Origin of the sequence: Arenibacter nanhaiticus (assembly GCF_900141935.1) — a bacterium.
Taxonomy (GTDB): Bacteria; Bacteroidota; Bacteroidia; order Flavobacteriales; family Flavobacteriaceae; genus Arenibacter; species Arenibacter nanhaiticus.
On record NZ_FQYX01000009.1, the window covers coordinates 31,116 to 50,347 of the forward strand.

A 19,232-nucleotide genomic window follows, 5' to 3' on the forward strand; every position below is an offset into this window, starting at 1 on the left:
ATATGCTGTTCATCTTTTTTCTTACTATTTTGGGCTAATTATATAATATCTAGTCTCTTATATACTAAATGTTTTGTTTTATTTAACTACTTTTAGTTAAAAGAGATGTAAATGCTTACAAAAGTTTTCGGAAGTGCTGTGTTCGGAGTTGAAGCCACTACAATTACTGTAGAGGTTAATATCGATAAGGGGGTTGGGTATCATTTGGTAGGCTTGCCAGACAATGCTATTAAAGAGAGTAACTACCGTATTGCAGCAGGTTTAAAAAACAATGGCTATAAAGTACCTGGAAAGAAAATTACCATAAACATGGCCCCAGCCGATCTGCGAAAGGAAGGGTCGGCCTATGACCTTACCTTAGCCTTGGGGATTCTTACCGCCTCTGGACAAATTAAGTCCGAGAATCTGGAGCGTTATATTATTATGGGAGAAATGTCCTTGGATGGGAGTATTCAACCTATAAAAGGTGCCTTGCCGATCGCTATAAAAGCGAAGGAAGAGGGTTTTATAGGGTTTATTTTACCCATGGAAAATGCCAAGGAAGCCGCTATTGTCGAGGGGTTAAAAGTATATGGTGTGGAGAATATAGGAGAGGTCATTGAATTTTTTGATAGCGGTACGCCCCTAGAAGAAACGGTGATAGATACCCAAGCCGAATTTTATAAGAATTTAGATTTTCCAGAATTCGATTTTTCAGACGTAAAAGGACAGGAAAGCATCAAACGGTGTATGGAGATAGCGGCGGCAGGCGGACATAATATTATTCTGATAGGCCCTCCAGGGGCAGGGAAGACCATGCTGGCGAAGCGACTGCCATCTATTTTACCGCCCATGACCTTGGATGAAGCTTTAGAAACCACTAAAATACACAGTGTAGTAGGGAAAATAAAGAATATGGGACTCATGAACCAAAGACCTTTTAGAAGTCCCCACCACACCATTAGCGATGTTGCCTTGGTCGGCGGTGGCGCCTATCCACAGCCTGGGGAAATTTCCCTATCCCATAATGGAGTATTGTTTTTAGATGAATTGCCCGAATTTAAACGCGGGGTATTAGAAGTGATGCGGCAACCGCTCGAAGATAGGGAGGTTACTATTTCCAGAGCGCGTTTTACGGTTACCTATCCCAGTAGTTTTATGCTGGTGGCAAGTATGAATCCCAGTCCCGGTGGCTATTTCAACGATCCCGATGCCCCGGTGACATCCTCCCCGGCAGAAATGCAACGCTATTTAGGAAAGATTTCGGGTCCCTTATTAGACAGGATCGATATTCATATAGAAGTAACCCCAGTGCCTTTTGAAAAGCTTTCTGAAGATAGAAAAGGAGAAAGTAGTGTCGAAATTCGCAAGCGGGTTACCGCTGCCAGGAAATTGCAGACCCAACGCTTTTTTAAGTCCGAGAATGTGCACTACAACGCACAGATGAATACCAAGCAGATTCGAAAGCACTGCCAAATGGACGAGGCCTCTAAAGAGTTGCTTAAAAATGCCATGGATCGCCTAAATCTCTCTGCCAGAGCCTACGATCGGATTTTGAAAGACTAATATTTTTATGTATAACCCATTAACTAAATAATAATCAGCATATTATTATTTATTTCGTTTTTCATCTTAATACTTTTCGACTTAATGAAAAGCTTAAACCGTTTTCATAGAGTTAAAAAAAGACCTCAACAATATATTAAAATATTTAACGCCTTTTCATAATGTTCACTTTGTACAAAAATGAACATTGTTAGGAAATACAGGGGTTTTTGAATAAAACGTATTAATAATGTTCAGTTTTGTTTTGTAAACTCATTAATGAACATTATATTTGTATCTCACCAAACAATTATAATCATGACTGGATCAACTTACTTGGATTTCGATAGGACTTTAAACAAAGCTTTTAAAATGATAAAAGATGATAAAGACAAAAGTTTTGCCCTACTGGTTATATGTGGTATTAATTTAGGTCTTAGGATAGATGACCTTACAAACCTTACTTTTGAAGATTTGCGAAAAGACACCTTTACTATTACTGAAGGGAAGACGAACAAAACTAGAACCCTTGCAGTAAACGACCACATCAAAACGGCTGTATCTTACTTCTCTGAAGATGTAAAAGGGTTTGCATTCATTAGCCAAAAGGGAACTAGGTTTAGCTCTCAGCACCTCAACAGGAAGCTTAAAGAAGCATTTAAAGGCATTGGGAGCGGTAAGGTAACTACTCATTCATTGCGTAAATGTTTCGGGCGTAGGGTCTTCGAATCCAACGGGGAGAGTGAAAAGAGTTTAGTTTATTTGTCGCAGCTTTTCAATCATAGTTCTACTCTTGTCACTAGAACCTATCTAGGGATACAACAAGAGGAATTGAACGACATTTACAATAACCTGTAAGAAAATCCAAAACGAAATTTTTTACCTCTTTTCATAAAGTTGAGGTTACTATAATCAGCCATAAAGCTATTTAAGACGTGTATCAGGCGTTTTAAGGAGCTTTAACACTAAAGTGACATATATCACTATATTTAAATCAAAGAGGCTTTAAAACGTCTGAAATGGGTTGAGGTTTAGATTTTACTTTATGTGAAGTGAATAGGCAAAACTAAAAAAAAGCCCCTAGAAATTAATCTAAGAGCTTTAAATCTATTTTTTAAACACGATAGCCGTACGAATGTGTTTAATATCCTCGGGTCTTATCTCCCTTGTATGGCCTACATCCTCGTAAAGCTTGCCATTTTCTAAATCCCTGAACGCTATAGAGCTGACTCTATGGGATGTTATTTGTTCGATTTCTAGTTTCTCCCGTAGTTTCCTTACACTCATTTTATGCTGTCCTTTAATCGTTGAACCAGTTCGTCTGTCTCGACCTCATCCATTCCATTTAACAAGGTCTTTATACTTTCCTTTTTCGATAAGACATAGGGCAACAGATCCATATGGAGCTTAAGACGAGCGGTCTTATTCAACTCCATATCTTCCTTATAAAGCCCATGTACGAAATACCTTTCCAAGGATTCCCCTATAGCCTTTCTGATCAAAACATCTGCGGGCTGTTTGAGGCTTCCCTTAGGCCGTCCCGCTTTCCTTTTCGTTTCTTTTTCTTCTTTATTTTCTTCCAATTTTTTACAATTTTTTAAATTCCATGAACCCAATGCCATCAAGGGCTTAGGCGCAAAAAGAACACCTATAGAAAAAATTTTTTTTTATTTTTTTTGTTGGTGTTTACACATCATTTTAACATATTGACTTTAAAACCTAAAAGATTAATAATCAATATGTTAACTTATATTTTTGTCGATTTCCGTTTATCTAATCGAGGCGATTCTATTATAGTCCACTTTACCCGTATCCAAATCAATGATTTCAGATAGGTTGATCCCCGTATAATGCTTGGATACGATCCCTTGTTTTAAACCCCATTCGATTATAGTAGAAAGTTTTTCAGCTAATTGCTTCAATTCGTTTTGCTTGGTGTTCTTACAAAAGGTTGAATAAATTTCCTTTAGTACGGTATCTACTTTGGTATTCATTTTAAACTCTTCATTGAGTACAAAGGATTCTAAGGTCAACCCTTTAATGCTCTCTATCTCCTTGTTAATGCCCGTAGCCCTTTGGATTAAATTCTTTACTACTGTTACGTCCTCGGGATTCTTGAACATCTCTATTGCTTTTAGCTTTATAAGGCTGGGGTACAGCTTTCTAACTCCTTGCACCTCATCCCTGTACTTTATGAGGATTATTTCATTTTGCTTGACCTCATCATTTAAATATAGGTCATTTCCGTACGTTCTAATGAACTTAATCACTTTGTCCACGCTATTGGTATCATAGTCTATACCCTTGTCGAGGTCAGTCTTTAAATCGGTTATTTCATTTAGTATATCCTGTACCTTGCTTTCTAGATTCTGCTTTAATGGTTCGTTAACCATTAGTGTTATTTTCTTTTTCATGTTATTTTATTTTTATTATTTCTTCCTCATTTTCTTTTAGCTCGCTAAAAAAATCCTGAATTATCATATTCCCGCCTTTGTCGACGTATAGTGATATATCATCCGTTACTTTAGATTCATTTGCATATCGTCCACTAGATGCGACATCTAGCGCAAAGAGGGTATCTGATATCTTACGCCCTCGTTCGTCCGTTACGGTGGCTATCCTTGCGTCATATCTGCCCTTTAATTTGTTGGTAAATTTTGATGATAGCTTTACGATATATAAATTGGGGTTGTCTGCGTCCTGTTCAATTACATTACCGTCTTTATTGGCAATCAAACTGTCTCCAATGTAGACGGTGAAGTCTTGGATTGCTAGGTTTAAAAAGACGCCGAAAGTAAAATAGTCCCCCGATTTGATTTCTGCTTTGATGTTGGTCATATCCTAGGTAGTTATGAGGTTCATTCCCTTCAGTTTATCCCAGTTGGGGAAGTAATAAAGTCTTTTTGATTTTCTTGCGCTTGGCTCTACCTCGATATATCTCCCATCGACCTTTATCATAACCGTAAATAGGTTCATTTCTTCGAGCTTGTTTCGATGTGTGGTAAAAGTTATTGTGCTGATTCTTAGGTTATTTTGCATTTCGCCGTTCTTGATATAGCTAAGTTTGTCCTTGTTTTTTTGGTGATTTATTAAAATGTAAATAATCATTAATCGTTGTACGAGACCTAACTCTTTGCTGGTGATTGTTGCTTCTAAATTGATTTTAAAATCCTGTTTTGGTGATATTTGTTTCATATTGTTTTGTTGTTTTTAATTGTTAATTTATCTGTCTAGTATAAGTTGCAGCTCTTCTATCAAGGGACATGGCGAGGTGTTGCATGATTGTTTCCCCTTCATTGCTAGGTGGTTAATTACAGGGGAGTTGTAGGATTGATATTCCTCCAGTGCTAGGTAGTTAATTACATCGGCACTTAGTATCATATCTCTAGTAGGGTTGTAGGTTTCCTTGTCATCCTCTAGGATGGAGTTTTCTGCACCAGTGTACCATGCACCGTCTTCAAATAGTTCGTCTTCATCCATTTCATCTTTTGCCTCATCTGTATATAAGTGGTCATAGTTCCCTGCATCGAAATTTATTTTAAAATAATTCCAGTCATAGTCATCATCTTCGTACAGCTCCTCTTTGTAGAACTTGTTTTTTAGTTCTCGGTATAGTCTCATACTTATTTTTCCCGTTCGTTTACTACAGGCCTTATAACTAGGTATTGCGTCGTTGTATGATGACAGTATGATTGCCATCAACCTTTTAATGTATGTCCTATAGTCTTTCTTCAGGCCCTCGAATTGTTTCATACTTATTTTTAGGTATTTGCCTCCTTCGCTTAGCTTGTATTTGCTTTCGTATCGGGTTTTTTTCGACTGTATGAAATGGTTATCAACAAGAACCTTTATTGATTTGACTACTGGTGCTTCGGACATTCCGCAGCTCTTTATTATTTCCTTGATAGGAAGCTTTCTGAAGGTTTTTGTGTCGCAGCTTTTCAAAATAGCCATGTACACCGCTTTATCTCCAATAGATAAGCTTCCATTTAGTATGATGTCGTGATTAACCTTTTTGTAAAAATCCCCTTCCTTAAAGGTATGTTTGATATATCTCTGTAAAGCTGGCATTTGTTCGTAGGGCTTTTGTCCTTTCCTTTGGCCATTTTTGCCTTGTTCTTTTTTCATTTTCTTTTATTCCTTAGATTTGATTATCAACTTGTTTTTTACTAGGATTCGAAATAGCTTTGATTTAATCCCTATCCCTTCGCACGCTTCTTTCATATTGCTGTAGGTCACACCATTATACAGGTAGGTATGACCCTCTGTTTTTTTTCTTTCCATTTTTTTTAAATGCTTTTTTTTGTTAATATAAAAACCGTTATTTCTTCATTATATATTAAGTTAAAAATATATAGATGTTATATGTTGATTACCAAGTGTTTACAATTTGATTTTAAAACCAGTTTTTTAAAAAAATCGAGGAGATTTGAAGGGGTGCAATGAAAAACTTAATGAGGAGTGTTGAGGTGTTTTTCTTTAGGATTTATCGAAAAATAGAGTGTATCAAAACAATAGTCTGTATGTTCCAAAACAATAGTCCGTATGTTCCAAAACAATAGTTTCCTTTATATTACTTTTCTATAAGAATTAAATATAATAATTGGAAGGATTCCAACTATTGATTTTTTTTTGAGGTTTTTAACTTTATGGGAAGGAGGTTATTTTCATAGAGTTAAAAAAAGGAATTTAAAATGCGCATTAAAAAAGAACCTCAACAAAATACCAACCTCTCATAAAGTAGATAGGAAAATACATGACCGCAAAACCCCTTGTATCTCATTTTAGGTATCCAACAGACGTTTTAAGGAGCTTTAATGTAAAAGCGATATGTTTGTATAGATGAGGTTATTAAAACCTCTTAAAAGAGCTAATTACGATTATAGGGTAAATACCCTGTATTTTATATTGTTACATTTGTAACAATTTGTTAAATACTTAACTTAATATGTTGAATAAAAATAAAAAAATAATAAATAAAAAAACCTCATCCAAATAGTTGAGGTTAAAGCGTTTCTTTTTAACTCTATGGAAAAACACAATACATCTCCCATAGAGTTAAAAAGAAACTTCAATACAAACCTAACAAGCTGTTTAAGGTGTGTATTAGGCGTTTTAAGGTGCTTTAGTTTAAAAGTGATAGTAAGTACTGCATTGAAATATGCAAAGCTTTAAAAGCTCTTAATATTACTTACTTGCTTTTCTCCTTTAAATAGTCATCTACCATCATATCGATATCATCATCTTCAATGGGAAACCTTAGGGGTAGTTCTTCATTTTTATATCTTTCGCTCTCGGGCTTTTTAGATTCCCACCCCAATTTACTTGGGTTTGGCTTTTCAAGGTCATAGCTCCACCGCCCAAAAACATTGATAATAACGCTATTTTTATCAACCTCAACGTAATTAACAACGTCTTTTATTTCGATTTTAAATTCTTCTAGGTCGTCGCTAAAGTGTTTTATTTCGGATTTTCTGTCATTTCTTAAGAGCTCTATATACTCCTTAAGCTTGGAATTGTCCGCCTTTATTATTTGATATCTTCCCTCTATTTCGCTTCTCTTGGTCTCCCATTCCTCTTTTGAAAAATCACCGTCCATATACAAATCCATAGCTTTAGATTTCCTTTCGGTGAGTTTTTTTTCTTCTCTGTTGTTTAGTTGGATTTGAGCTTCAAGGGATGTTATTTGAAGGTCTATATCCTTTTTATATTGTTCGTCTTTTTGCTTCTTTGCGTGCCTTTCAACTACTTTTTTTACCATCCGAAATAACCAAGGTCGATTGATAGAGTTTTTGCATTTCGGGTCTTTGCAGATATAAAGATTCAGCCTACCGCTTTCAATAACTCTTTGATACATAGGGTTTCCGCAGTGGCATTTTATCCTTCCTTCTACTACATTGGTATGTACTTTGGTTTTAGTACCGAATTTACTTCTACTATTCATCGAGTCATTAGCTTTCTGCCATAGCTCTTTCGATACAATTGGTTCAACTTCTAGTGTTAAATCCATATACACCCTTTCGCCTTTATGAAATGGATTTCGTATGATTCCCCCCAATGTTGACATGTGAAGTTTGCGGTCAAACTCGGTCTCTATCATAGCCGATATACTCCGCATTCCTAGGCCACTGGCACATAATTCAAAAATCTTTTTGATGATAGGTGCTTCATCGTTATCAATTATCGGTGTACCGTCTTTACCTTTCTTGAACCCTATTATTTTTCCCCCGAATGCTTTATTTTTTTTTGCACTAGATAATTTACCCGACTTAATCCTAGAGGACAATAGACGACTTTCATTTGCAACCATTATCCCAAACAAACTGATAAGCATTTCCGAAGCTATAGACCTGCTTCCGTTGGGTTCAAGTGTAGAGATGCCCAAGTCCTTAAAGTGGATACAGATACCTTGTTCCGCATACTTTTCGACCACATTTAAAATATCTCGGTTTTTCCTTCCAAGCCTTGATATTTCGAGAACCAATATATCTGTTATATCCTTATTGTCCTCTAGGTACTTCTCTAGCTGGATAAACCCTTCCCTTTGTTCTGCATCTGTCTTTGAACCACTTACGGTATCTTCAAAGACTCTAACCAGTTTCAGATTTTTTGATGTGGCAAATTCCGCAATATCTTCCCTTTGTCTTTGTAGGTTTTGCTCCTCACTAGAAACCCGTAAATAGGCTACCGCTTTCCTCATAACGTTGTGATTTAAACGATAAAGATAGTTTTAAAAATGAATTATACATAAAAAAGTATAACTAAGGTAGCTAGAACCATTGCCGATCTAGAAAACGCCCCCGAGGTCAAAGGCAACCATATTGGAGAAGCTATTCAATACAGAAGTTTAGACCGAGAAGGCTGGTTAGGGTAGGGGAAATCAGCTTAAATCAGTTCCCGACGATCTATGAAAAAGGGGTCGGACTTAAAAAAAGTCCAACCCCAGTTATTTTACACTTAGACGCTGAAACGTATAGTATCCTTTTTTTAAGTGCTCTTTTATGTTATATTTTGTCTTACCTCTTGTAGTCTATGATTAAAATCATAACAAAGTGCGTTATATAAAAAATCTGACATAAAATTACACAACATTTCTATAGCACCTTTCGGAGCATCTTTAGGATGGGCTGTTAAAAGGCCATGCGCAAAGCAATTTCTTAGCATGGCGCTTACATACAATCCTTTTCTAGCACCTTCTCCTTTTCTAAATTCTTTTAGACTTCTACGTTGGGCAAAAGAATTACAGTTTTCTAATAAAAAATTAAATATAGCGTCATTGGTGTCAACAATATCAAAAGCATCTTTTATTTGTTTAAACATGGAAGCTGGCACTTTCTGTAATGCCAAATGGTACATGCCTCCTTCAATTCCCTCACAATCCGTCACATAGCGCTCAAAAGCACTAAACATTAAAAAATGTCTGTTTAGCGCTTCATATCCTTTTGAAGTGCCTTCTCCAAAATCATTAAATGTTATTGATTCTATGGACTTTGCAACACGTAATCTACGGGCAAATCCATTAAAACTAGCACGGGATCCAGAAACATAATCAAAATCTTCCATGGAAGCTTTATCTACTCCCGCTCTGGTCAAATATCTAAATTCACTAAAACCGGGGAGAACAGATTCCTCATATAGTATTGCAGTTTTTTCTAGGGTCATTATGTTAAAATATTGAATTGCACGATTTAAACCATAAAATTAACAGACTGGGGTAGATTTATAGTCAGTATTTTACAACAATCGCTCATGATTTTTTTGTTCCTTTATTCCAAATATAGCAACTATTTAAGGTGTAAATTAAAAAAATGTAGGAAATTACCTTTATTATTAATTTGAAGTTGTTTGCATTTTAGAGAGTCATAGATATTACCTTTTTGACCGCGGTACCTATTCGAATCTAAATGGAATTTGCCTATCCCCATATTCATATAGAAGTAACCTTGGTGCCCTTTGAAAAACTATCTTAGGATAAAAAAGGAGAAAGCAGTGTAGAAATTCTCAAACGGGTTACCGCGGCCACGGATTTACAGACCTATCGTTTTTTGAGCCTTAGAACGTACACTACAACGCACATATGAATACCAAGCAAATTGGGAAGCACTTGAGAACCATCGCCGATCGAGACAATGTACCTGATTTCAATATTAATACAGAAGCGTGGAGCGAGAAGGTTGGTTGAGGTAGTGATGAATTATATAGTACTAGCGTGACGCTAGCGGGGCATTATGCCTTGCCAATTTGACATTTAAAAAGTGCTTAATGAATAGTATCGTAGGATTTTTCTTTTTAAAAATGGAGTTGATGCAGTAAAAATGACAGTTTTTTTGGATTGGTATTAAAATTGTTCTTTATAGGGTGAATTTATTGTTTAACTAAAATTTTATGAATTATGAGCACTTTAGTAAATGTTCCTAAAAATGAAGGTTTGGCAAAGACAAATTCCAATCAGAGGCCAGACTTTCCGCTTTGGTCTTCTTTATTCGATGATTTCTTCAATAGAGATTACCCAATGGTTTTGAATTCAAATTTTAATACCGGCATCAGTGTGCCCAAAGTTAATATTAAAGAGACCGCAGATGCTTATTTTGTAGAGATGGCCGTTCCGGGGTTAAAGAAATCCGATTTTCAGATAGATTTGGATAATCAACTACTATCAATAGCAACTACTATGGAGGTAGAAAATGAACAAAACAAAGAAAATTATTCTCGCAGAGAGTTTGGTTATTCTTCCTTTAAAAGAAGCTTTAAACTGCCCGAAACCATAGAGGAAAATAAGATACAAGCTAAGTATAACGATGGTATTCTGAGTATTCATCTGCCTAAAAAGGAAGAGGCGAAACAGAAACCGCCGAGAAGTATCAATATTTCTTAATCTAAACTTTAGTGAAAGGACCAACTTGGTCCTTTCTTTTTTTACCAATCTATTAGATGCGAGTAACATAGGGCGATTACAATTTTTGATTTATTAAGGCTTCCCGAAATTAGTACAACCTTCTACATGTAATTCCCTTATTAGAGCTGTATGGTTTTAGATATTTACATGGATAATTGTTCATTGTTCCCTATTAATTGGATGCCGCGTTAGGGACCGCGGCGGCATCCCCGCAGCGCAGCAAGGGATACAGCCAAGGGCCTGCCCGACGTAGGAGGGAACGCCCAAATACAACTGCTTTGGATTATACGTATTGACAACTTGGCTCTAATAATAGCGTCCAAACACATCTTTTAAAATTGGTCCATTTGTATTCTTGTTTTAAAGGTGCTTGGAAGGAAACAGCTGCTAAGGGTAAAAGCTTTAAGGAAATACTTGGGTATCAGCTTGGTATTTCGTATTTTCATGATGCCTTTCTTGAAAAATGAAAATTTTAAAGCGGGTAATAGGAGTGAAGGCATACAACTATCGTCCCTTAACTTATAAACTGTATTTAAACGGCTGTATCATGGAACATAGAATAGCACTTAAGAAAGTTGAATACGTCACTCACAATGTTTTACATTTAATAGCCGAAAAGCCCAAAGGGTATTCCTTTAGCCCAGGACAAGCTACGGAAGTGTCTATAGACAAGGAAGGATTTCGCGCCAAGAAAAGACCATTTACGTTTACCAGTCTGCCCGAGGATGAGGATTTAGAATTTACTATAAAAATATACCCCTCGCATGATGGGGTCACCAAAGAATTACATCATCTAAAAGTAGGCGATTGTCTTCTTATTGGCGATGCTTGGGGCACCATACAATACAAAGGTCCGGGAGTTTTTATTGCCGGGGGTGCCGGAGTGACCCCATTTATAGCGATTCTTAAGGACCTGAACCGCAAAGGAAAATTAGCGGGACATAGGTTGTTTTTTGCCAATCAAAAGGAGAAAGATATTATTTATAAAAACAAACTAAAGACTTGGCTTGGCGATGATGTAGTACATATGCTGTCTAAGGAAGATAAAGACCATGTTCCCCATGGGCATATCAATCGCGCCTTTTTGGAGCAACAGCAAATAGACAGCTCGGGCTATGTATACCTTTGTGGTCCGCCTGCTATGATGGATGCCCTGTCAGCAGAAATATATGCCCTTGGAGTACCCAAAGACCATTTGATTACCGAAGATCCGGAATAAAACCTTTGGCTTGGAATACAATGGAACACACTAATTGGACTATGATCAATAGCCGTTGACGAAGAATCACTCTACATTAGGGAGTGTATAACTGATATAAGAACCTGCCAACCCAAAAAGGGACAGCACTAAAATAACCCCTTCGGTAGAGACGACAGAAGCCGCGGCACTTATTCCTCCTGTAATTAAGAGAATACCGCCTATGATGGTATTGCTTACCGCCACATAGTCGGTACGTTTATTGCCATGGGCCATATCTACAATATAGGTCTTACGGCCCAAACGAACACCACTATGCGCTATGCCCAAAATAAAGAAAGCCAGCGGATAAAGCCAATAGGCATTTTTTGCAATGGGTGCAAAGCTCACCAGGCAAAACATGAACACCCCCAACAAGGAGGCTATGATAGCCGCAAACCCCATTACATTTTTACTCGATCTATCGGCCATTCTGCCCCAAACGGGGGCGCTGATAATAGCGGCTAGACCATTTGCAATGATAAAAAGCCCTAGGAGATAGCTTTCCTTCCCTAGATAACGCTGCGCTAAAATCACATAAAAAGGAGCGGTCAATGCCGAGCAAAGCAGTAGCGACCTAGCAATTATGAAACGCCTAAATTGCATGTCTGTTCTAAGGAGATCCATCCGAGCAAGGGCTTCCTTCCACCCGTTTTGTCCACCCGAGGTAGCACCAGGAAACTCTTTGATACCCGCATAAATCAAGGCCGATATAAGCCACATGACGCTAGCAAAGAAAATAGTATAACTGTAAAAGGTACTATCGGCGCCGTTCTTAGATTGGTACATCATATAAAGTCCGGCTACCAGTACCAAAATGCCCGATACGGAAACCGTATATCCTTTGAGCCTTCCTCTACGGCCTTTGGGGATTGTTTTTCCCAAGACATCCTTTGAAGCAACCGAACAGAGGCCGCGAGATAAACTAAAGGTAATAAGAAATAGTATAATAAGCCAACCCGCTGTACTGCCAGTAGTGTGCAGGGTAACCATACCAATAGCGACCATGGATAAAAATTGAAGCACGGCCCCAATAACATAGACCCATTTGCGTTTCTCTTTGGTACGGATATAACTGGCAATGATGAGTTGTGGAAGCATAGACCCCGATTCGCGAATAGGGACTATAAAACTTATGAGGTAAACCGGGGCGTTTACATAGCTCATTACCCAGGCCAAAACTGTTTTTGGATTACTAAGGGTATCGCCTAGTTTAGAAAAGGTATTGCTTAAAAGGATCAGGAAATAATTTTTAGGCGTATACTCACAGGCCGATTCGTCGATGTCCTTACAAATGCGGGCATCTTCCTCATTGTTTATATAATCGTATAATTTTTCTGTCCAAGAAATAGATTTCATGCGGTCGTGTTTTTGGAAAGAGTAGTTTACTGCCGTCCATGGAAATAAAAATAAGCATTTAAGGCAGAACCCCCTCAAGATAATTAAGGTTTTACGAAGTGTTGAGATTAAAATTAGGGCACTTAAGACGACTTCCTTTATCAGGACAATTTTCCTATCTTTACGAGTCACAATTATAACAACATCTTAGATGAAAAACGTTTGTTCCATGTTAATGCTAACGGTTTTGTTTACAGCTTGTAACGATTCCAAATCCAAAAACAAGGCATCCGATATGGATGCTATGACACAGAATATGACAGAAAACCCCTTACTTGTCGAAAGCACCTTGCCTTATGGTGCTCCCAATTTTACACAAATTAAAAACAGCCATTTTAAACCAGCCCTTTTACAAGGAATGGAAGCCCAGCAACAGGCTATCGCAAAAATAGTCAATGCTAGTGAAGCTCCTACCTTTGAAAATACGGTGTTGGCTTTAGAAAAGAGCGGTGCCTTATTAGACAGGGTAGAAAATGTTTTTTACAGTCTTACCGGAGCTCACACCAACGATACCTTACAAGCTATTCAGGAAGAAATGGCGCCTAAGTTCTCGGAACAGCGCGATGCCATTTATTTGAATGAAAAGTTATTTGATCGTATAAAAACCTTGCACGAAACAAGGGAGACCTTAGGATTGGATGCGGAGTCCCTTAAATTATTGGAGAAGTATTTTGAAGATTTCGAAATTGCCGGTGCCAATCTATCTGCGGCCGACAAGGAAACTTTAAAAACATATAATTCGCGCTTAGCGACTCTGATCAATACTTTTAACAAAACCCTGTTGGAAGCCAATAATAGTGGTGCTATTGTGTTTACGAAAAAGGAAGATTTGGCAGGCTTATCAGAAGGAGTATTAAAATCCTTGGAAGACCCAGCTTCTAAAGGTTGGAAGATTCCACTACTGAACACTACGCAACAGCCTTTGTTACAATCTTTGGACAATAGGGCTACGAGAGAAAAAATATTTAAAGCAGCTTGGAACAGGGCCGATGGTACTGCTCAGGACACCAAGGCCATTATTGCCGAAATAGCGGAATTACGTGCGCAAAAAGCAGCCTTGTTAGGTTTTGATAACTATGCATCATGGAGCCTACAAAACACCATGGCAAAAATACCAGAGAATGTCTTTAATTTATTTAACGGACTTATTCCTGCGGCTACTGCCAAAGCGGCCGTAGAAGCCAAGGAAATTCAGAAAATGATTCGGCAAAAGGGAGGCGACTTTAGCTTGGAGCCTTGGGATTGGAATTACTATGGGGAAATGGTGCGTAAAGTCAAGTACGATTTAGACGAAAACCAGATCAAGCCTTATTTTGAAATGAAAACGGTTTTGGAAAAAGGGGTCTTCTATGCTGCTGAAAAATTGTACGGTCTTACTTTTAAAGAAAGAACAGATATCCCTACCTACCACGATGAGGTTTTAGTGTATGAGCTTTTCGAAGAAAATGGCGATGCCTTAGGCTTGTTTTATGCCGATTTCTTTGCACGTCCTAGTAAGCGAGGTGGGGCTTGGATGAGCAACTTTGTGACGCAATCGAAATTATACGACAAAAAACCGGTAATCTACAATGTGTGTAACTATCCTAAGCCAGCGGAAGGTGAAGCGGCTTTATTGACCTATGATGAGGTAGAGACTATGTTTCATGAGTTTGGTCACGCTTTGCACGGTTTCTTTGCCGATCAGCAATATCCATCGCTATCCGGGACTTCTGTAGCACGTGATTTTGTTGAATTCCCATCACAGTTCAACGAAAACTGGGCCTTGTATCCGGAAATCCTTAAGAACTACGCCCTTCATTATAAAACAGGAGAGCAGATTCCACAAGCCTTGATCGATAAAATCAAGAATTCTGGCACCTTTAACCAGGGGTATAGCCTAACGGAAAATTTGGCGGCTTCTAATTTAGATATGCAATGGCATACTATTGGTGCTGATAAAAAGATTGATGATGCCAATGCTTTTGAAAAAGAGGCGCTTCGTAAAACGGCGTTAGACGTTGTATCGGCAGTGCCACCACGTTATAGATCTACTTACTTCTCCCATGTTTTTGGAAGTGGCTATGCAGCTGGGTATTATTCGTATTTGTGGACAGAGATGTTGCACCACGATGCCTACAATTGGTTTGAAAATAATGGTGGACTTACCCGAGAAAACGGACAGCGCCTAAGAGATATGGTACTTTCTCGTGGAAATACCTTGCCACTAGAAGAAATGTATAAAGAGTGGCGCGGTAGCGAACCAAAAATTGAGCCGATGCTAAAGGCACGTGGCTTAAAATAATCGATTTGTGTTATCATACCGTAAAATTAAAGGGGCCCTAATGGTCCCTTTTTTGATTTCATAGGACAAGGGAAGGGAGTTCGGTTTGGTGAAAGACAAAAAAAAGAGTGCATAAGGAGTTGTGGCCGATAACCCGAAAATCCGTAAAACACCTACGGTTATGCAATGGTGCGATTTGGTGGTAAATTCTTATTTAAGTTTAAAAGCAGATAAAGGTACCCTTTAGGTTACTAAATTAAATCAATCCACTTAAATACTATATCATGGCCAATTATTATTGTGAATATTGCGGAGCCAAAAGCGCTACCATCACTACCCTTACTGCCAATAGCTGTCACCGTCATCCTTTAGGGAAAGGAAAGCATAAATTGTATGAGGGCAGTGAGAAGTCTACCTATAGCTGTAAGCACTGCGGCACCTCTTCAGGAACTATTTCGGGTCTTACGGGTAATTCGTGCCACAGACACCCGAATGGACCTAGTAAGGGCAAACACGCACCTGCCTTGTAGGGGATCAAAACCTAAAGTCTAGCCAAATTAGAAAACACCGCATACCCCAGACTATTGTATAGAGGACAAGTGCGGTGTTTTAAAAAGGAACAGCCTTTTATTGGTAGCCAAAGAGCCTAAACGCTAAAAGGCTGGTTTGAAAACCTTTGATTTAAGAGGCTTATAACCAATAAAGAAAATAGTCCATAATAATAAAAGGAACAAGTACGAGGTATTGGCCATTAAATCCAGGTAATCGATTTTTCCTTCCGTAAAACTTAAAATCATTAATACTTGTGCGCCATAAGGTAAGAGGCCTTGTGAAATACAAGAAAATATATCGAGAATAGAAGCGGTTTTTTTGTTGTCCAATTGGTACTCGTCATTAATTGTTTTAGCGATAGCGCCCACTATAATGATAGAAACGGTGTTATTGGCAATAGCCGTGTTAACACCCCCGACCAAGGCAGCGATTCCAAATTGAGCTGAGGTCTTGTTCTTAATCAAAGCTTTTATTTTATTCAGTATATAATCGATCCCTCCATTAAAAGCAACTAAAGCGGCCAAACCACCAGATAGTAACGACAACAAGAAAATCTCGGTCATATTGGTAAATCCAGTATAGGCTATTCTGGTCGATTCAAGGAGGGTGAAGTTTCCATATAAAACACCTAATAGCCCAGCGGAAAGAATACCTAAAAGAAGCACTACAAATACATTAATCCCAATTATTGATAACAGAATCACCAATAGATATGGCATAATTTTAATGATAGAATACGTATAGATAGCGGTTTCGGTTGGGGTGGTATTAATATCCATTCCCTGAAAGATTAAAACACCTATAGTCAGCAGCGCTGCGGGTAGGGCTATTTTAATATTTTGCTTAAACTTGTCGCTCATTTTACAATCTAAGGATTGTGTAGAGGCGATCGTGGTATCTGAAATAAGGGAAAGGTTATCACCAAACATAGCGCCTCCTAACAAGGCACCGCACAGTACTGCCAAGGAAACCCCGCCTTTATCGGCAAAACCTACTACAATAGGAGCTAGGGCCACAATGGCTCCTACAGAAGTCCCGGTAGACACAGATAGGAAGGAAGCTATAAGGAAAACGCCAATATATATATACTCTATAGCGATATAATCTAACCCAAGATGGACGATGGCATCGACACTTCCGGTGGCCTCGGTAATCGCAGCAAAGGCTCCGGCAAGCAGATAGATAAGGCACATAGTAAGAATCTTATTATCGCCACAACCTTTTAAAAGCGTTTTTATTTTTGAATTTACAGAATGTTTAAATAGTAGAAAAGCAACAATAATTCCTGCCAGTACTGCTATGGGAGAAGGTAGCGCATAAAAATCGTTTTGATAGATGCCAACACCTAAAAAAGTGAATACAAATACGAATAAGGGAATCAGTGCAGTAAAACTTGGATTTTTGTCTTTTGAATATGCCATTTTAATATTTTTGGAAGCTCAAAAGAAATGACAGCAAATAGTTGGGAATATGGGTTAACATTTGTTCCAATGATATTTGGCTTATCTATTTAGCACCTTGCTTGTTAATGCAGGTTGCTATCTCTTTTGAGATTCTTGATAATTAAGGCCGCAAAAGTATGGTATTTGAAGCAAACTGTTTCTTAAAATACTCTTATTATTTTATAAAGTTTTTTTCTTCCTTAAGGCGTGTAAAAGACCTTTGCTATATCCTATAGATACAACGATGAGGTACTATAGTTGAGGTTCTTTTTGCTTTAAAACAAAGAGATAAAACAGTGCTAAGGATTTATAATGTAAACCGAAATTAAGGTAGAGGTGCTTATATGAGGCTACTCTCTAGTCGGAACTCAACTTTTCAATGGTTTAGCGGCTTATTCCATAGGATTATAAAACTATTGGCAGTATTCCTTGTAAAAGAGCATATCTTTGCCAAAAAATATTTTATGTCAAAACAGTTTTCCGATTTAGGAATTAATGAACAAATACTACAAAGTTTAGGCGAATTACAAATCTCTGTACCCACAGATATCCAAAAAAAGACTATTCCCTTAATCCTAAATCAGAACAAAGATGTCGTTGGTTTGGCAAAAACAGGAACCGGTAAAACGGCTGCTTTTGGATTGCCTTTATTGCATTTGATCGACGAAGAAAATACAGCGGTCCAAGCAGTAATACTTGCGCCAACAAGGGAACTTGGGCAACAAATTTATGCGAACCTAACTTCTTTTAGCGCTCATAGTCCAGCTATTTCCATAGCCTCTGCATTTGGAGGAATCCCTATAAAACCTCAAATAGAACGTTTAAAAAGCCCAACTCATATCGTAGTGGCAACCCCAGGGCGTTTAGTTGATTTGGTAAATAGACAGGCCATTAGCATCAAAAACATCGCTTATTTAGTGTTAGATGAAGCCGATGAAATGGTTAGTGCCTTAAAAGAAGACTTGGATGTAATTATCAAAGAAACGCCTAAGTCTAGAAGAACACTATTATTTACGGCTACTATGCCTGGCGCTATAAAGCAATTGGTACAGAATTATATGTCTAAACATGTTGTGCAGGTCCAGGCTGACATGGACACTGTAGGACACCAAGGCATAGACCATCAATATATGGTTGTAGAGCCTATTGAAAAATTAGAGGTGCTGCTACACTTTTTAAATTCTAAAGAAGGCGAACGAGGAATCATTTTTTGTAAAACAAAGGCTGCGGTGAATAAATTAGCCAAAAACTTAGCCATCAATAAATTCTCCTCAGGAGCTATTCACGGAAGTTTAACCCAAGGAATACGAGATAGGGTTATGGGGCAATTTAGAGAGGGGTATATAGATGTACTTGTGGCTACCGATTTGGCAGCACGTGGTATTGACGTTAAAGAAATCTCCTATGTGGTCAATTATCATTTACCAGATACCTACGATACCTATGTTCATAGAAGCGGACGTACGGCAAGGGCAGGGGCCAAAGGGCTTTCCTTGACTATTTTACAACAAGAAGAAGTAGAAGAGATAGCCGATTTTGAAAAGGAATTAGGCATAGTTTTCCATAAATTTGAAAAGGCAGATGCACAAAGTATAGAGGAAAACAACAGTTTGGTTTGGGCTAAAAAAATATTTAAGACCAAACCAAACCGCACTGTTTCTAAAGAATTTAAAGAAAAAATAAGCACCATATTCCATCATCTGACCAAGGAAGAATTGGTAGAGAAAATATTGGCAAATCACCTCGCAGAAACTACGACTGCGAGTCAACCACTAGAAAAGTCTAAAAAGAAAAAAAGAAATTAGCCCAAGATAAAATATACTTTATCGAAAGCTATTGCTGAGGTGTTGTTCTAAACAGTTACCTTAAAAAAATAACGATCACAATCGTACCAATAAGTCTCTTAGCCCCTATGTCAATGGG

16 protein-coding genes, 2 pseudogenes and 1 riboswitch are annotated in these 19,232 nt (G+C 37.9%); of the genes and pseudogenes, 8 read left to right on the forward strand and 10 right to left on the reverse strand.

What is annotated here, in order from left to right:
- Window positions 1–111: 111 nt before the first annotated feature.
- Window positions 112–1,539: pseudogene (locus BUA16_RS07395) on the forward strand (YifB family Mg chelatase-like AAA ATPase); the annotation flags it as partial.
- A 303-nt stretch (window positions 1,540–1,842) separates the two neighbouring features.
- Window positions 1,843–2,382 (forward strand): tyrosine-type recombinase/integrase, encoded by a 540-nt coding sequence (locus BUA16_RS07400; RefSeq protein WP_178338857.1) that lies wholly within the window; start codon window positions 1,843–1,845, stop codon window positions 2,380–2,382.
- Window positions 2,383–2,631: 249 nt separating this feature from the next.
- Here BUA16_RS07400 and BUA16_RS07405 read toward each other — a convergent pair whose 3' ends face one another.
- The 7 genes from BUA16_RS07405 to BUA16_RS07435 form a co-directional block, all read right to left on the reverse strand.
- Entirely contained in the window at window positions 2,632–2,811 is a 180-nt protein-coding gene (locus tag BUA16_RS07405; protein ID WP_072764112.1) for a hypothetical protein, read from the reverse strand.
- The gene (locus BUA16_RS07410; protein ID WP_143150471.1) at window positions 2,808–3,107 is read right to left on the reverse strand and encodes a hypothetical protein; all 300 of its coding nucleotides are present in this window, start codon (window positions 3,105–3,107) and stop codon (window positions 2,808–2,810) included. Before BUA16_RS07410 ends, BUA16_RS07405 begins: the two co-directional genes overlap by 4 nt.
- A gap of 186 nt (window positions 3,108–3,293) precedes the next feature.
- Window positions 3,294–3,938 carry a hypothetical protein gene (locus BUA16_RS07415; protein ID WP_072764114.1) on the reverse strand — a complete coding sequence of 215 codons (645 nt, stop codon included), beginning with the start codon at window positions 3,936–3,938 and terminating at the stop codon, window positions 3,294–3,296.
- A 1-nt stretch (window position 3,939) separates the two neighbouring features.
- The gene (locus tag BUA16_RS07420) at window positions 3,940–4,362 is read right to left on the reverse strand and encodes a hypothetical protein (RefSeq protein ID WP_072764115.1); all 423 of its coding nucleotides are present in this window, start codon (window positions 4,360–4,362) and stop codon (window positions 3,940–3,942) included.
- A 3-nt stretch (window positions 4,363–4,365) separates the two neighbouring features.
- Window positions 4,366–4,719: a hypothetical protein gene (locus BUA16_RS07425; RefSeq protein WP_072764116.1), complete on the reverse strand. Its 354-nt coding sequence runs from the start codon at window positions 4,717–4,719 to the stop codon at window positions 4,366–4,368.
- A gap of 27 nt (window positions 4,720–4,746) precedes the next feature.
- Entirely contained in the window at window positions 4,747–5,652 is a 906-nt protein-coding gene (locus tag BUA16_RS07430) for a hypothetical protein (protein ID WP_072764117.1), read from the reverse strand.
- Window positions 5,653–6,715: 1,063 nt separating this feature from the next.
- Complete coding sequence (locus BUA16_RS07435) at window positions 6,716–8,224, reverse strand: recombinase family protein (RefSeq protein WP_072764118.1); 1,509 nt, start codon at window positions 8,222–8,224, stop codon at window positions 6,716–6,718.
- A gap of 57 nt (window positions 8,225–8,281) precedes the next feature.
- Between BUA16_RS07435 and BUA16_RS18220 the strand changes: the two are divergent.
- Window positions 8,282–8,398 (forward strand): annotated as a pseudogene (locus BUA16_RS18220) (magnesium chelatase subunit ChlI family protein); the annotation flags it as partial.
- A gap of 125 nt (window positions 8,399–8,523) precedes the next feature.
- Here BUA16_RS18220 and BUA16_RS07445 read toward each other — a convergent pair.
- Complete coding sequence (locus tag BUA16_RS07445; RefSeq protein WP_072764119.1) at window positions 8,524–9,186, reverse strand: hypothetical protein; 663 nt, start codon at window positions 9,184–9,186, stop codon at window positions 8,524–8,526.
- A gap of 730 nt (window positions 9,187–9,916) precedes the next feature.
- Here BUA16_RS07445 and BUA16_RS07450 point away from each other — a divergent pair.
- A complete protein-coding gene (locus tag BUA16_RS07450; protein WP_072764120.1) occupies window positions 9,917–10,399 on the forward strand; it encodes an Hsp20/alpha crystallin family protein in 483 nt (160 codons plus the stop codon).
- A 568-nt stretch (window positions 10,400–10,967) separates the two neighbouring features.
- Window positions 10,968–11,639, forward strand: a complete 672-nt coding sequence (locus tag BUA16_RS07455) for a ferredoxin reductase domain-containing protein (protein WP_072764200.1) — start codon at window positions 10,968–10,970, stop codon at window positions 11,637–11,639.
- A 66-nt stretch (window positions 11,640–11,705) separates the two neighbouring features.
- Here BUA16_RS07455 and BUA16_RS07460 read toward each other — a convergent pair whose 3' ends face one another.
- A complete protein-coding gene (locus BUA16_RS07460) occupies window positions 11,706–13,016 on the reverse strand; it encodes an MFS transporter (RefSeq protein WP_072764121.1) in 1,311 nt (436 codons plus the stop codon).
- Window positions 13,017–13,206: 190 nt separating this feature from the next.
- On the opposite strand from BUA16_RS07460, the gene BUA16_RS07465 reads away from it, so the two are divergent.
- Window positions 13,207–15,336 (forward strand): M3 family metallopeptidase, encoded by a 2,130-nt coding sequence (locus tag BUA16_RS07465; protein ID WP_072764122.1) that lies wholly within the window; start codon window positions 13,207–13,209, stop codon window positions 15,334–15,336.
- A 263-nt stretch (window positions 15,337–15,599) separates the two neighbouring features.
- Window positions 15,600–15,845, forward strand: coding sequence for a hypothetical protein (locus BUA16_RS07470; RefSeq protein WP_072764123.1), 246 nt, complete (start codon window positions 15,600–15,602; stop codon window positions 15,843–15,845).
- 123 nt (window positions 15,846–15,968) lie between these two features.
- On the opposite strand, the gene BUA16_RS07475 is transcribed toward BUA16_RS07470, so the two are convergent.
- The gene (locus BUA16_RS07475) at window positions 15,969–17,288 is read right to left on the reverse strand and encodes a Na+/H+ antiporter NhaC family protein (RefSeq protein WP_072764124.1); all 1,320 of its coding nucleotides are present in this window, start codon (window positions 17,286–17,288) and stop codon (window positions 15,969–15,971) included.
- Between the two features lie 50 nt (window positions 17,289–17,338).
- Window positions 17,339–17,435, reverse strand: a riboswitch (SAM-I-IV-variant riboswitch).
- Between the two features lie 338 nt (window positions 17,436–17,773).
- On the opposite strand from BUA16_RS07475, the gene BUA16_RS07480 reads away from it, so the two are divergent.
- Window positions 17,774–19,114, forward strand: coding sequence for a DEAD/DEAH box helicase (locus BUA16_RS07480; RefSeq protein WP_072764201.1), 1,341 nt, complete (start codon window positions 17,774–17,776; stop codon window positions 19,112–19,114).
- Window positions 19,115–19,232: the final 118 nt, after the last annotated feature.

What these genes read in the sequence shown, in the direction of transcription:
- BUA16_RS07400 (WP_178338857.1), top strand. Translation starts at nt 1,843, where the DNA reads ATGACTGGATCAACTTACTTGGATTTCGATAGGACTTTAAACAAAGCT.
- BUA16_RS07405 (WP_072764112.1), bottom strand. Translation starts at nt 2,811, where the DNA reads ATGAGTGTAAGGAAACTACGGGAGAAACTAGAAATCGAACAAATAACA.
- BUA16_RS07415 (WP_072764114.1), bottom strand. Translation starts at nt 3,938, where the DNA reads ATGAAAAAGAAAATAACACTAATGGTTAACGAACCATTAAAGCAGAAT.
- BUA16_RS07420 (WP_072764115.1), bottom strand. Translation starts at nt 4,362, where the DNA reads ATGACCAACATCAAAGCAGAAATCAAATCGGGGGACTATTTTACTTTC.
- BUA16_RS07425 (WP_072764116.1), bottom strand. Translation starts at nt 4,719, where the DNA reads ATGAAACAAATATCACCAAAACAGGATTTTAAAATCAATTTAGAAGCA.
- BUA16_RS07430 (WP_072764117.1), bottom strand. Translation starts at nt 5,652, where the DNA reads ATGAAAAAAGAACAAGGCAAAAATGGCCAAAGGAAAGGACAAAAGCCC.
- BUA16_RS07435 (WP_072764118.1), bottom strand. Translation starts at nt 8,224, where the DNA reads ATGAGGAAAGCGGTAGCCTATTTACGGGTTTCTAGTGAGGAGCAAAAC.
- BUA16_RS07445 (WP_072764119.1), bottom strand. Translation starts at nt 9,186, where the DNA reads ATGACCCTAGAAAAAACTGCAATACTATATGAGGAATCTGTTCTCCCC.
- BUA16_RS07450 (WP_072764120.1), top strand. Translation starts at nt 9,917, where the DNA reads ATGAGCACTTTAGTAAATGTTCCTAAAAATGAAGGTTTGGCAAAGACA.
- BUA16_RS07455 (WP_072764200.1), top strand. Translation starts at nt 10,968, where the DNA reads ATGGAACATAGAATAGCACTTAAGAAAGTTGAATACGTCACTCACAAT.
- BUA16_RS07460 (WP_072764121.1), bottom strand. Translation starts at nt 13,016, where the DNA reads ATGAAATCTATTTCTTGGACAGAAAAATTATACGATTATATAAACAAT.
- BUA16_RS07465 (WP_072764122.1), top strand. Translation starts at nt 13,207, where the DNA reads ATGAAAAACGTTTGTTCCATGTTAATGCTAACGGTTTTGTTTACAGCT.
- BUA16_RS07470 (WP_072764123.1), top strand. Translation starts at nt 15,600, where the DNA reads ATGGCCAATTATTATTGTGAATATTGCGGAGCCAAAAGCGCTACCATC.
- BUA16_RS07475 (WP_072764124.1), bottom strand. Translation starts at nt 17,288, where the DNA reads ATGGCATATTCAAAAGACAAAAATCCAAGTTTTACTGCACTGATTCCC.
- BUA16_RS07480 (WP_072764201.1), top strand. Translation starts at nt 17,774, where the DNA reads ATGTCAAAACAGTTTTCCGATTTAGGAATTAATGAACAAATACTACAA.